A 12,756-nucleotide genomic window follows, 5' to 3' on the forward strand; every position below is an offset into this window, starting at 1 on the left:
TCCGATGCGAGGAGCGACAGATGGGAAAGTCCGACATTCATCTGGTCAGCGGCGATGACGAGGTCGAGCATCAGTTTCGAGCCGTGATGCGGCGCCTGGCCGGCGGCGTCACCATCATCACGGCCGGCCGCGACGAGGACATCACCGGCATGACGGTGACGTCCCTGACATCGCTCAGCGCCAGTCCGCCCCGGCTACTAGTCAGCGTCAACCGGCAGGCCTCGTCCTTTGTTCGAATCGCGCGTTACGGCGTATTCGGCGTCAACATTCTGGGATCGGATCAGCAGGCCCTCGCCGGGCGCTTCAGCGACGGAAGCTTGAAGGGCCACGAGCGCTTCGACGGGATCAGATGGTCCGCGGGGGCGGCCGGCGTGCCGCTGCTTGGCGACACTCTCGCAACCATCGAATGCAAGGTCGAGGAAATCATCGAACGGCACTCGCATGGCATCATCATCGGCAGCCTGTTGAGCTTCGAGCTGTCCCGCGAACTGTCGGGCCTGGTGTACTGGAACGGCCAGTACATCAGGATCACCCATGACCTCGACCTCGACCTCCTCGCCGAGATCAGCATTCCGTTGGCCCATGTCAGATAACCCGCCGGAATCGCCCAGCGGCGGGCGCTGGCAGCTTGACAGGATTGTCGCCGAGCTTCGCCTCTCGCGCGAAGAAACACACAGCATAAGGCGCGACGGAGAGGCGCGACGCGCTCCCTCGCGCGAGGCGCTTCAGGCCATTCTGGATGGCCTCACCGAGGCGCTGTTTCCGAGGCATTACGGTCAGTTCGACCTCGACGGCGAGAATATCGACTATTTCGTCGGCAATCGCCTGAGCATCGCCCTCGACGGCCTTTGCGACCAGATCCACCGCGGCGCACGATTCGTCGGTGACGAGCTGATCCCGGGCTACCGGCGCGAGGACGCGGTCGAGCTGACGCGGCAGTTCGGCGAGCGCCTGCCGGTCGTGCGTGGGCTCCTGATCTCCGATCTGAGAGCCGCCTTCGTCGGCGATCCCGCAGCCAGGAATTTTCCGGAGATCCTGATCGGATATCCGGGCATGACGGCGATCATCCATCACCGGCTGGCACATATCCTTGATGGGCTCAATGCGCGCTTGATCGCCCGACTTGTCGCGGAGATCGCTCATACGAGAACCGGGATCGACATTCACCCCGGCGCCAGCATCGGATCCGGCTTCTTCATTGATCACGGGACTGGTGTGGTCATCGGGGAGACCGCAATCATCGGCGACAATGTCCGTATCTATCAGGCTGTGACGCTCGGCGCGCGCCACTTTCCAACCAACGACGATGGCCATCTGATCAAGGGCGATGCACGGCATCCGATCGTCGAGGACGACGTCGTGATTTATGCCGGCGCAACCATCCTCGGGCGGATCACGATCGGCCGGGGCGCGACGATCGGCGGCAACGTCTGGGTCACCCAGGACGTGCCGCCGAACAGCATCGTGACGCAGGCCACCGCCCGCAACAAGCAGGGCTAGACGGCCGGCGCCTTCCAGCGCATCAGGCGGCGTTCCAGCGCCTCCAGGATCGCGTTGAAGACGAGGCCGATCACGGTAATGCCCAGGATGCCAAAATACATCTGCGGGATCAGGAAGCTGTATTGGCTGTTGATGATGAGATAGCCGAGCCCGGATTTCGCGCCGACCATTTCTGACGCCACCAGGACCAGCATCGCGGATGCGCTCGCCAGACGGATGCCGACGAAGATTGTCGGCAATGATGCCGGCAGGATCACCTTCCGGAACGACTGGCTCGGTGTCGCGCCCATCGTCCGCGCTGACTTGACCAGCAGCGGATCGACCTGGCGTACGGCCGCGATCGTATTGAGCAGCAGCGGCCAGGCGCAGCTATAAACCACCATGGTGACCTTCGAGAGCTCTCCGATCCCGAGGAGCAGGATAAACACCGGCAGCAGAGCCAGCGGCGCCGTGTTACGGGCGATCTCGATGATCTGGTTCAGGAAGTCGCCGAGCCGGGCGTACCATCCCGTCAGCACACCCAACGGCACGAACAGGACAATGGCGATCAGGAAGCCGCTCAGGGCTCGAAGCAGGCTTGCACCGACGTCGTCATAGAGCTCACCACTCTGCGCGAGCTGCCAGCCAGCGGCTATCACCTCGGAGAACGGCGGCAGGAACGTCACGTCGATCAACCCGAAACGCGGCGCCGTTTCCCAGACGGCCAGGAACACCAGCAGCAGCAGGGATCGTTGCCCGATGATGCCGAACCATCGCACCAGGCTGCCCGTCGCGGCGGCAACCGCGCCGGCGCGTGGTCTGGCCCGGTCTTTCGGGCTCCCCTCGGCCAGTTCGAGCAGCGTCAGGATTTCCAGATTAGACATGGGCCAACTCCTTCTTTCCTGCGCGCTCGCCGTCCGGCGCGGGCACCTGGGAGCCCTGCGCCTTCAACACTTCGTCGCGCAGCAAGGACCACACCTCGTGCCTGACCTGCCCGAACTCGGGCAGCGAGCGGACGTCCTCGGTCTCGCTGTGCAGCTCGGCGGGAATATCGACAATCTGCTTGATCCGGCCGGGGCGCGAGGTCATCACGGCCACGCGCTGGCCGAGCACGACGGCCTCGTCGATGCCGTGCGTGATGAACAGGATGGTTTTCCCGGTCCTGCGCCAGATCCGCAGCAGCTCGCCTTGCAGCGTCTCACGCGTCTGTGCGTCGAGCGCGGCAAAGGGCTCGTCCATCAGCAGCACCTCCGGATCGTAGGCAAGGCTTCGCGCGATCGCGACGCGTTGCTTCATTCCGCCGGAGAGTTCGTGCGGATAGCGGTCGGCAAAGCCGGACAGTCCGACCAGATCGAGATAATGCAGAGCCCGCTCGCGCCGCTCCCTGGCTTTGAGACCCGCGATGTCGAGCCCGAACTCGACGTTCTGAGCGGCTGTGCGCCAGGGAAACAGCGCATATTGCTGGAACACGATGCCGCGGTCGCGCGCCGGGCCCTCGATGACCTTGCCATCGAGCAGGATGCGTCCGCTGCTCGGCGCCGTCAGTCCGCCGAGCAGATCCAGCAAGGTCGACTTGCCGCAGCCGCTCGGCCCGACCAGCGCCAGGAATTCGCCGGCACGAACATCCAGCGTGATATCATCGAGCGCGGTGAAGCTCTGCGCCGGCCCGCCATCCTTGCCGCGGACCAGGAACTCCTTGCGGGCGTGCTCGAAGCGGATCTTGGCCATGGTCATTTGGCCTCCGCGGTCTTGCCGGGGCGGAAATGGTTGAACTCGTTGGTATAGATGTCCGATGGCTTGAGCTGGTCCTGCTTCAACAGACCGTCCTTGACCAGCCAATCGATCCACACCTGGAGCTCAGCATCGCCGATCACCCCTCCCCTGGTCGCGACACCCGTGCTCTTCCAGTATTTGATGGGTGTTGCGTCCTCGTTGCGCTTGCGCTCGGCGATGATGCGTTCGAAGCGGGCGCGGACCTCCTCGGGCGGCGTCGTCTGCGCCCAGGCGATGGCACGGGACACGCCCTCGATCAGCTTGCGGGAGGAGTTGGGGTTGTCCTTGATGAACTTGTCTCGCAAGACATAGGAGCCGCCAGTGAAGTTTCCGAAGATGTCAGAGTCCGAGAACAGCCTGCGGATGCCGCCGCGCTCCAGCGCCTTGTCGCGCAGCACGCCGTTCAGCGTGCTGACCTCGACCTGCCCCTGCCGCAGCGCCTGCTCACCGGTGACCGGCGGGATCGCAACCAGCGTCACTTGCTTCGCCTCCGCCGGCGTCAGGCCATTGCGGGCCAGATACTCGCGCAGCACGAATTCGAGATGCGCCCCCAGCGTGTTCACCGCGACCTTCTTGCCGATCAGGTCGCGCGCGGTCTTGATCGGACTGTCCTCCTTCACGTAGTAGCCGTTGTAGGTGTTGTCGTCCGAGCCATAATAGCCGACAACAGCCTTGATCGGCGCCCTGGCTGCGATCAGCTTGATGATCGCGCCATAGAACGCACCGCCGATATCGATGTCGCCGGTGACGACGGTCTGGATGTCCTGCGGACCGCTGATGGTGTTGCCGACCCATTTGAGCTTGAGCGGCGCGAGATAGCCGAGATCGTCGGCCAGTTCGATGAACGTCACCTGCCCGGCCCAGCCCTGGTAACGAATCTCGGTCTTTTCGAGCTGCGCCTCGGCCATGGCACTGCTGGCGAGAGCCGTCAGGCCGAGGCCGGCCAGACCGAGTTGCCGCCCTCTTGCCCGCAGGCCGGCAACCAGACGACGCAACGCAGAGATAGCGATCTTCATTGTGTTCACTCCATTGCTCGGTTCAGGCGGCCTTCGCCTGGGGCTTCGCCGCCTTGACGCGGGTCACGCTGCTGCGGCCGTCGATGCTGACCGGCACCTCGCCATCGATGGTGGCACGCCGGACCACGCGGTGCTGGTCGCCGTAATCGTTGACCGCGTAGTGCTGGGTCGCGCGATTGTCCCAGATCACCACGTCACCTTGCCGCCAGCTCCAGCGCACGGTGTTCTCGGGTGCGGTGATGTGCGACTGGAACAGGTCGAACAGTTTCTGGCTGTCGTATTTCGACAGGCCGACAAAGCGCTGGACGAAATTGCCGAGCACCAGCGTCCGTTCCTCCGTTTCGGGATGGACGCGAACGACGGGATGCTCGGTCTCGTAGACGGTCGCCGTGAAGACCTCCTCGAATTGCTTCCGGTCAGCCTCGCTCGCACGGGTCTTGACTGCATAGTCGTAGGCATTGCTGTGCACCGCCCACAGCTCGTCCGCGAGCTTGCGCAGCGGAGTCGGCAGATCCAGATAGGACGACGCCGTGTTCGACCAGATCGTGTCGCCGCCGAACTCGGGGATCACGACGCCGCGCAAGACTGAGATCTTCGGATAAGCGTCGACGAATGTGACGTCGGTGTGCCACTGGTCGGCGCGCCCGCCTCCGCGCGCGGAGTCTAGTTCGAGGATCGAGGCCGTTCCCTTGGTGGCGCCGACCGTGGGATGTGGCACCAGCTTTCCGAGCCGATGGGCAAAACGCTCCTGCTCGGCATCGTCGAGATGATTCTGGTCACGGAAGAAGATGACTTTGTGCTCGAGCAGCACCTGGTTGATCGCCGCAATCGTCCGATCCGGAAGATCGCCCGAAAGCTTGATGTTCCTGATTTCGGCGCCGATACGGGCCGATCGCTTGACGATATCCGAACGCGGAATGACGTTGTCGATGTTGATTCCGTCTGTCATGTCATCTTCCCCGAGACCGCGATCCATTTGAACAAGGCTCCGCCGTTCGCCGATCGCTGCTGCGATGGCGGAGTGAAAGGCAGTGATGTTGCGATCGATCCTCTTGCGAGACCGCCGTCTGCTCTGACGACAATCGCGTCTGGCGGGATCTTCCCCAGGGGCTGCATCGATGCAGCCCCTTGTTCAGTCACAGGATGCTAACTCAAGGACTTCGGAAATAGCTTCCAAAGTTCGAGGCCGTTAAGAAACAGGCGCATCCACGATCATGGCGTGTCCAGTTGCTACTTGCACTCTGCTCTATTCTGCCGCCACGATATTCGGCGACCGCCAGACGGCCGACGCGTAAAGGGCCGGCTCGAAGTCGTCGGCGATCGGCCCGTTGATCCGCGCCTCGTGCGCCGGAAGGTCGTCAAGGAACAGATCCCTGCTGATCCGCGCCACGACGCCCGGAATATCGCGCTTGAAGCTCGGCACGTCCCCAATCGGCAGGCCGAAGCTGACGAATGCCGCGGGGTTGAACACGTGGATGTTCCGCAAGTAAGGCGCGCGGCCGGGCTCCTTCTCCAGGAATTCATGGCCCGCACCGAGATAAGGGTGTGCGCCCAGGGCCTCGTCCTGCTCGTCCGCGGCCGGAGAATAGCGGTCGCGCCATAGCAGGATCTCGTCGGAGAAGGCGGCGAGCTCAGGCCGCTTCGCTAGATCGACCTGGTAGCCCGTACCGGCGATGACGAAATCGAATGCGATGTCGCCCTGCGGCGTGGTCGCGAGCAGCCGCCGTCCGAACGGCTTGGCTGACGTCCACGACGCTGCCAGATGAAGGTGGAAATTGGGGAACTTGACCGCACGCGCGATTGCATCGGGCGGCGGCGTCGATCCCGCGCGACGGAAGCGAATGGCCTGATGCCAACGCACCGCGTCCGGGAGCGCCCCGTAATTGTCGTATGCGCCCGGATATCCACGCGTCCTGATCACCGGCTCCGAGGCCACCCTGCCGCGGCGTGCAAAGAGATGCACCTCCCTCGCCCTGCTTCGAGCGCAACTGCCGCGGCATCGAACGCGGAGGCCGCACTGCCCAGCACCGCGACCGACTTGTCGCGGAGCCTGTCGAAATCGATCGCCTCCAACGTATGCGCGTAAAGCTCCTTTGACAGATTGCGGGAGAGCACGTCGGGGACGGACGGACCGCCGTTGCTTGGGAAACCGCCGGCCAGGATAATCTTGCGGGCGGTCTCGATCCTTGCCTCGCCGGCGACGTCGAGATGAAGCAGCAAATGATCCCCCGCCGGCTCGATGCGGAGAAGCTTCGCCCGGTAGCGCACCTCAATACCAAGAGTCTTGCGGTACCAATCGAGGTAGGCGGCCCAATCCACGCGAGCAATGCGATCGATCGCTTCATACGCGGCCGCGCCGTGGCGGGCCTCATACCAGGACTGGAAGCTCAGTCCGGGTAGGCCGAGCTCGGGTCCGGGCAAGCTCTTCGGCGTGCGCAGCTTGTGCATGCCCGCGCTGCTCAGCCATGGACCGGACGACGCCGCGTCATGTGATGCATCGATCACCGTGACCTTGCCGATGCCGGCACGACGCAATGCAAAGGCGAAAGCGCTTCCGGATTGCCCGCCCCCGATGATGGCGACGTTGTGGTCGCCCCCGTGACGATCCGGAACCCAGTTCTGCGGATCTGGACCAATCAGACGCAGGGTTTCTCGAGCCGCGTCATCGACATCAGACTGAAACATGTTGCACCCGGATTTGTCTGCATCAGATGCGACCAAATCGTAGAAGCCAACGACACTCAGTCAATGAAATGGAATCGGCTTTGTTTGGCGGCCCGAACAACGAACCCACCGCGAGGGCACGCGGCGTTGAAAGATTTGCGCCGACAGCGGCGCGAGCCAGAAGACACGACCGGCCATTCGCTCGCCAGATCGACTTTCAGTGAGACGATCGGTTCGCGACGTCATCTACTGAATGCGCTCCCGCCGCTAGATTCATGCTCGCGTCGCACCGAACAACGCAAATCCATTTCATCGACTTTTCTTACCCCGGCAACATAGAGTTCGTCCCGATCAAGCCATCTCGACGGCTGTTGGAGATTTTGGAAAGCACGATGTCGACCGCCGGCGTCATCAGCCTTGAACGGGACACGCCCGAGCTTGCACGGACTTACGAGCAGGCCGGCGTCCTCCAGTTTCACCATGGCAAGTTTCTCATCGGACCGCTGGCTTTGAAGTCCGGGGATCGCGTGCTCGATATCGGTGCCGGCACCGGCCGCCTGACCGAATTCGTCGCGGGACTTGTCGGCCCGACCGGCCGCGTGATCGGCATCGATCCGCTGGAGAACCGGATCGCCATCGCGCGCCGGCGCGCCTCGGGGACGCTGACCTTCGATGTCGGCCGTGCCGAGGACCTTTCGCGCTTTGGACCCGCGGAATTCGACGCCGTCTACCTCAACAGCGTCTTCCACTGGATCGCGGACAAGCGGCAGGCGCTGCGTGAGATCGAACGCGTCCTCAGGCCGGGCGGCCGGATCGGGCTGAACGTTCAGGATCCGACCAAACCTCACGAGTCGCGAACCCTGCTCCGCCAGGCGATCGAACAGGCCGGCTTCGGCGAGAGAAGCAGCGAGTCGCATCGCGTGCTCGGAGCAACCGACGACGAGCTCAGAGCCCTGTTCGCCGAGGTCGGGTTCGTCGATTACCGAAGCGACCTGCGCTCGCTCGTCGATCTGCACGGCGACGTGACGTCGGTACTGGGATGGTCCGAGGCCAGCGCCTTCGGCAACTTCCTTGGCGGCTTTTCGCCGGCGGAGCGGGCAGCGATCGACGCGTCCTTTGCAGCGCTAGTCGAGGCGAGGCGTACCCCGGAGGGCCTGCGCCTGGAGCGATATCTGCGTTTCGCCTTCGCGCGAAAGTCGAGGTCGCGAACGGCTCCATCCGCCTCCTAATTTCTCCGGCAATCGCATCTGGACATTCGAACCATGGGCAATCAACGGCAGCTTGTTCTCAATCTCTTCATCTATCCCGGCGGCCACCACGAAGCCGCGTGGCGCTACAAGGGATCGTCAGCGGAACGCATCCTCGACATCAACTTTTATCAGGAGCTGGCGCAGCGGGCCGAGGCCAGTAAATTCGACGCCATCTTCTTTGCCGACGGTCCGGCCCTCGCCGACAACGTTCGCTATGCCCAGCGCTTTCGGTTCGAGCCGATCACCTGGCTGGCTGCGATTGCCGCAGTGACGAAACGCATCGGCCTCATCGCAACCGCGTCGACCACTTATACCGAGCCTTACAACCTCGCGCGCCTGTTCGCCTCGCTCGACCATCTGAGCCAGGGTCGCGCCGGCTGGAATATCGTGACGACCAGTGCGCCACAAGCAGCGCAGAACTTTGGCCTGCCCGAACACCCCCCGCATCACGAACGCTACGAGCGCGCCCGCGAATATCTCGACGTGATCTCGCGGCTCTGGGACAGCTGGGAGGATGACGCGCTCGTCAACGACCCCATCTCGGGCATTTTTGCCGATACCAGCAAGATCCACACGCTCGACCATGTCGGCAAACACTTTCGCGTGCGCGGCCCGCTCAATATTTCGCGCGTGCCGCAAGGCCGGCCGGTCTATGTCCAGGCCGGCGCCTCCGACGACGGCCGTGCCTTCGCCGCCCACTTTGCGGAGGCGATCTTTACCGCGCATCAAACCGTGGACTCGGCGAATGCGTTCTATACCGACATCAAGCGTCAGGCCCGCGCCTTCGACCGCGGTCCGGATGAGATCAAGATCCTGCCGGGCATTAGCCCTTTCATCGGCAGCACGCAGGCCGAGGCGGACCGGCTCCAGGACGAATTCAACGCGCTGATCCAACCGGAATATTCCCTGACCCAGCTGCGCCAAATGATCGGCGTCGATCTCACCGGATATGATCTCGACGGCCCCGTCCCGCGCCATCTCATCGACACCGCGAGCGCGCGCGGCGTTGCCAGCCGCTTCAAGCTGGTGGTCGACATCGTCGACCGCGAGAAGCCGACCATCCGGCAGCTGGTGCAGCGCCTCGCCGGCGCGCGCGGCCATTGGGTGATTGCGGGCACGCCGGAAAAGATCGCCGACAACATCCAGACCTGGTTCGAGGGCGGTGCGGCGGACGGATTCAACGTGATGCCACCCTGGCTGCCCGGCGGCTTCGACGTCTTCGCCGAGCAGGTCGTCCCGATCCTGCGCAAGCGCGGCCTGTTCCGCGAGGACTACACCGGTACGACGCTCCGCGAGCACTACGGCCTGGCGCGTCCCGCCAGCATCTACTCCAACGCGGTCAAGGCGATCGCCTGACACCGCTTCCGCACTGACATCCCAACTCGAGACCAGTAAGAAGACATGAAGACAGCGTTGTTTCTCCTCTCCGGCCTTTTGGCTCTTTCCCCTTTCGCCGCCGAAGACGCCTTGGCACAGCAGCCCGCGAAGCCGGAGCTCCGGGTCGGCTTCGTGCCGGGGCCGTATATCGACGAGTTCAAGGTCGGCGTCGAGCCAGAGCTGAAGAAGAAAGGCTACAAGATCCGCTATGTCGAGTTCTCGACGGGCCTTGAAGCCAACAATTCGGTATTCAAATCCGAGATCGACGCCAATGTGATGCAGCACACGATCTTTCTCGATTCCTACAACGAGCGGCAGAAGACCGATCTCGTCGGCATCGTCCACGTCCCCACCCCGCCGATGGGCCTCTATTCGAAAAAGCATCCGCTGGGCACGCCGATCAAGCCGGGCTCGAGTGTCGCCGTGCCGAACGATCCGGTCAATCTCCAGCGCGCCCTGTGGGTGCTGCGCGATCTCGGCCTGATCGAGATCCGCGACAGCAAACCGGTCGACGTCACCGAGCTCGACGTCATCAAGAATCCCGGCGGCATCAAGATCGTGCCGCTCGAGGCCGCACAGGCGCCACGGGCGCTCGACGACGTCGACTTCGCCGCCGTACAGGGCAATTTCGCGATCTTCAGCGGGCTGAAGCTGACCAATGCCTTTGCGCTGGAGAAGATGACGACGCCCTACATCAACGTCCTCGCCGTGAAGAAGGCGAATGCAAACGCAGAATGGGCCCAGGACATCGTCGCCGGCTACAAATCGCCTGGGTTCAAGGCGGCGATCCAGGTCGACCGGTTCTATGACGGCTTCACTTTGCCTGATTACATGAAGTGAGCGAAGCGCATGTTCGATTTCACGCTTGAATGGGCCAGCCGCCGCTCCGCCGCCGAGCGCGCGATCGACGCGCGAGCGATGACCGATAAGCTTCGCTTCCAGGAGGCTTTCGTCCTCCCGCTGGTCTTGCTGATCATCTTCCTGTTCGCACTGGGCATCATGACAGGAGCTCATTTGAACGGACGAGCAAACCACGCTTTGCCGTATCTCGTGTCGGGGGGCATGGGTATGCCCATGCTCTATCCCGCATCGGAGTCCTGTCGGAGGCCATCGAACCTCGGTTCCGTGCCGCGGCTCCCGCAGGCTGAAGTGCTTGCGCTACTGACGGCCGACTAGCGGCAAGACTATGCCTTCCATGCTTTCGGCGCGGCGATGGATATCAAAATCATCCATCTCAGCCGAGCATCGTGGAATTTTCCAGCCGCGCTCGCGACGACGCCAGCATGATTCAACCAAACTGATTCCGACGAGTGTGTAGCAATGTTCAATTCCACCCCTGCCGTGATAGCTTTTCCGGGTTCTCGTCCTACACCGTCGTCCGGAGTGAACATGAGCTACGTCATCTCGCTGCATTCAGGCTTCGCTCGTTTGATCGAACAGGCACGTGGATGGTTCCGGCGCTCGCTGCGGCCACGGACAGGCGGCTCGGACAACACGCAGGACGATCTCTACGAGATCTTCCTGTTCGGGCCCCACGGCTGACGCCCGGCAACGCGTCCAACTTTTCATAACACCGAGGTTTATGACATGACCGACGCTGCGTTGCAGCTCGCCGAGACTGGCCGCCGCCTCGACGCCATCGACCGCAAGATCCTGACGGTGCTTCAGGAGGATGCTTCGCTCTCCGTGGCCGAAATCGGCGACCGGGTCGGCCTGTCGTCCACGCCCTGCTGGAAGCGCATTCAGCGGCTCGAAGCCGACGGTGTCATCGTCAAGCGCGTTGCGCTGGTGGACCAGAACAAGATTGGCCTCGGCCTTTCGGTGTTCGTCTCGGTGGAGAGCGCGGATCACTCCGACGTCTGGCTGAAGCGTTTCGCCTCAGCAGTCAGCGCAATGCCAGAGGTGATGGAATTTTACCGGATGGCCGGCGACGTCGACTACATGCTGCGCGTCGTCATTCCGGACATGCCGAGCTACGACGTGTTCTACAAGAAGCTGATCCACGCCGTCCCGCTCAAGAACGTCACCTCGCGCTTCGCGATGGAGAAGATCAAGTCGATCACGGCGCTGCCAGTGCCGCCGATTGCCGTGGAATAAGAGCCAACAAAAGACGAGCCAATTCCACGCGACGAATTGACAGATCGCGAACCGAGGCATCCTTAGACGACGGCGCCGCAAATCCTCTCGTTTCTGGTTGGATTGGAGTGCGTGGTGAGATTTGGCGCTACTATCTGCGCACTACTGCAATCGCCCGCCGCTACGCCACATGTACCCGATCTCAGACATTCGTATCGTAGCGCCTGCTGAGCGCTTCGATCCACCTTTGGACGCCCGCTCACACTGGCTTTGATGGGATTTTTCTTGATCTCCCGGTGCACACGTCGTGCACACGCCACTATCTAACCTATTGAAGGACTTTAATTCTCGCTCCGGTCCATCATGGGCGCCACGGAAAATCTGTGATTTAAGCTATTCATATTACTGAGATATTCCAGCTCCAATCGACCCGTATCGATTGAGAAATCTGATTTGGTGAGGCTTCCGCCATCAGGCTCTTCTAGGGCCATATATGCATGAATTGGAAGCGGAAATCGCGTCTTCGGATTCTCCGGGCGCACGTCGCGCCCACTAGAACAAGGCGTTCGCCTGGCTTCCGGAACTGCCCAGGACTCATCGCCGAGATGAGCCGGCACGACATTTGTCTCGATCGCATTCGAGCGAACCAGGCATCCGCCGCCTCGTCCGATGCGGCTTCCAACGTCAGCGATCTCGTCGGCACGAGCAATCGCATCGAAGGCCGTGTCCGGCCTGTTCCGTTTCGCCAAAGACCGCGCCACCGACGCAAGCTTCGCGCGTAATACGATAGCAGCAACATTCATTTTTCGATCGCCAGCATGCCGTTCTCCAGCGCTCGGCTTTCTGCAGAATGTCTTTTCAATTTGGTGATGCGCCACGCGAATGAAGCCGCAATCGTTGCGCTGTTCGGTCACGGGCAAACCTAGATCGGGCGCGTTCGCAATGAAAACAAAATGACCATCGCGTCCACTGCCCCGCCTCCGACGCTTTTGTTGTCTGTCCCAAGTGAAATTTGGAATGGCCAGGTCCCTTTGTTTCGCTTCTCCTACGAGGAAACGCTGATCGTGCCGTAACGCTTTCGCGAAACGGTGACCTGATCGCGCATCAATCATCAGGGGCTC

Annotated in this window: 15 protein-coding genes; 8 read left to right on the forward strand and 7 right to left on the reverse strand. The window is 62.4% G+C overall.

Annotation, left to right across the window (positions count from 1 at the left end; translation table 11 throughout):
• Positions 1–20: 20 nt before the first annotated feature.
• Entirely contained in the window at positions 21–593 is a 573-nt protein-coding gene (locus tag ABIB99_RS18655) for a flavin reductase family protein (protein ID WP_354176979.1), read from the forward strand.
• The gene (epsC, locus tag ABIB99_RS18660) at positions 583–1,500 is read left to right on the forward strand and encodes a serine O-acetyltransferase EpsC (RefSeq protein WP_354176981.1); all 918 of its coding nucleotides are present in this window, start codon (positions 583–585) and stop codon (positions 1,498–1,500) included. The genes ABIB99_RS18655 and epsC overlap by 11 nt, the downstream gene beginning before the upstream one ends.
• Here the strand turns inward: epsC and ABIB99_RS18665 are convergent.
• From ABIB99_RS18665 to ABIB99_RS18690, 6 genes are all read right to left on the reverse strand, one after another.
• On the reverse strand, positions 1,497–2,363 hold the full coding sequence (locus tag ABIB99_RS18665) for an ABC transporter permease (protein ID WP_354176982.1): 867 nt from the start codon (positions 2,361–2,363) through the stop codon (positions 1,497–1,499). The two genes, epsC and ABIB99_RS18665, sit on opposite strands and share 4 nt — an antisense overlap.
• Entirely contained in the window at positions 2,356–3,213 is an 858-nt protein-coding gene (locus ABIB99_RS18670) for an ABC transporter ATP-binding protein (RefSeq protein WP_354176983.1), read from the reverse strand. The genes ABIB99_RS18665 and ABIB99_RS18670 overlap by 8 nt, the downstream gene beginning before the upstream one ends.
• Positions 3,210–4,268 carry an ABC transporter substrate-binding protein gene (locus ABIB99_RS18675; RefSeq protein ID WP_354176984.1) on the reverse strand — a complete coding sequence of 353 codons (1,059 nt, stop codon included), beginning with the start codon at positions 4,266–4,268 and terminating at the stop codon, positions 3,210–3,212. The genes ABIB99_RS18670 and ABIB99_RS18675 overlap by 4 nt, the downstream gene beginning before the upstream one ends.
• A 22-nt stretch (positions 4,269–4,290) precedes the next feature.
• Entirely contained in the window at positions 4,291–5,217 is a 927-nt protein-coding gene (locus ABIB99_RS18680) for a TauD/TfdA dioxygenase family protein (RefSeq protein ID WP_354176986.1), read from the reverse strand.
• A gap of 297 nt (positions 5,218–5,514) precedes the next feature.
• The gene (locus tag ABIB99_RS18685) at positions 5,515–6,189 is read right to left on the reverse strand and encodes a hypothetical protein (protein WP_354176988.1); all 675 of its coding nucleotides are present in this window, start codon (positions 6,187–6,189) and stop codon (positions 5,515–5,517) included.
• Positions 6,186–6,989, reverse strand: a complete 804-nt coding sequence (locus ABIB99_RS18690; RefSeq protein ID WP_354176989.1) for an FAD-dependent oxidoreductase — start codon at positions 6,987–6,989, stop codon at positions 6,186–6,188. Before ABIB99_RS18690 ends, ABIB99_RS18685 begins: the two co-directional genes overlap by 4 nt.
• A gap of 335 nt (positions 6,990–7,324) precedes the next feature.
• On the opposite strand from ABIB99_RS18690, the gene ABIB99_RS18695 reads away from it, so the two are divergent.
• The 6 genes from ABIB99_RS18695 to ABIB99_RS18720 all read left to right on the forward strand — a co-directional run bounded on the left by ABIB99_RS18695 (position 7,325) and on the right by ABIB99_RS18720 (position 11,656).
• Entirely contained in the window at positions 7,325–8,161 is an 837-nt protein-coding gene (locus tag ABIB99_RS18695) for a class I SAM-dependent methyltransferase (RefSeq protein WP_354176990.1), read from the forward strand.
• Positions 8,162–8,194: 33 nt separating this feature from the next.
• A complete protein-coding gene (locus ABIB99_RS18700; protein ID WP_354176992.1) occupies positions 8,195–9,538 on the forward strand; it encodes an LLM class flavin-dependent oxidoreductase in 1,344 nt (447 codons plus the stop codon).
• A gap of 45 nt (positions 9,539–9,583) precedes the next feature.
• The gene (locus tag ABIB99_RS18705) at positions 9,584–10,399 is read left to right on the forward strand and encodes a MetQ/NlpA family ABC transporter substrate-binding protein (RefSeq protein ID WP_354176993.1); all 816 of its coding nucleotides are present in this window, start codon (positions 9,584–9,586) and stop codon (positions 10,397–10,399) included.
• 9 nt (positions 10,400–10,408) lie between these two features.
• On the forward strand, positions 10,409–10,735 hold the full coding sequence (locus ABIB99_RS18710; protein WP_354176995.1) for a hypothetical protein: 327 nt from the start codon (positions 10,409–10,411) through the stop codon (positions 10,733–10,735).
• 213 nt (positions 10,736–10,948) lie between these two features.
• Positions 10,949–11,101 (forward strand): hypothetical protein, encoded by a 153-nt coding sequence (locus ABIB99_RS18715; protein WP_155795282.1) that lies wholly within the window; start codon positions 10,949–10,951, stop codon positions 11,099–11,101.
• 45 nt (positions 11,102–11,146) lie between these two features.
• Entirely contained in the window at positions 11,147–11,656 is a 510-nt protein-coding gene (locus tag ABIB99_RS18720) for an Lrp/AsnC family transcriptional regulator (RefSeq protein WP_354176996.1), read from the forward strand.
• 320 nt (positions 11,657–11,976) lie between these two features.
• On the opposite strand, the gene ABIB99_RS18725 is transcribed toward ABIB99_RS18720, so the two are convergent.
• Positions 11,977–12,747, reverse strand: a complete 771-nt coding sequence (locus ABIB99_RS18725; RefSeq protein ID WP_354176997.1) for a hypothetical protein — start codon at positions 12,745–12,747, stop codon at positions 11,977–11,979.
• Positions 12,748–12,756: the final 9 nt, after the last annotated feature.

Origin of the sequence: Bradyrhizobium sp. LA6.1 (assembly GCF_040547805.1) — a bacterium.
In the GTDB taxonomy this organism is placed as follows: domain Bacteria; phylum Pseudomonadota; class Alphaproteobacteria; order Rhizobiales; family Xanthobacteraceae; genus Bradyrhizobium; species Bradyrhizobium barranii.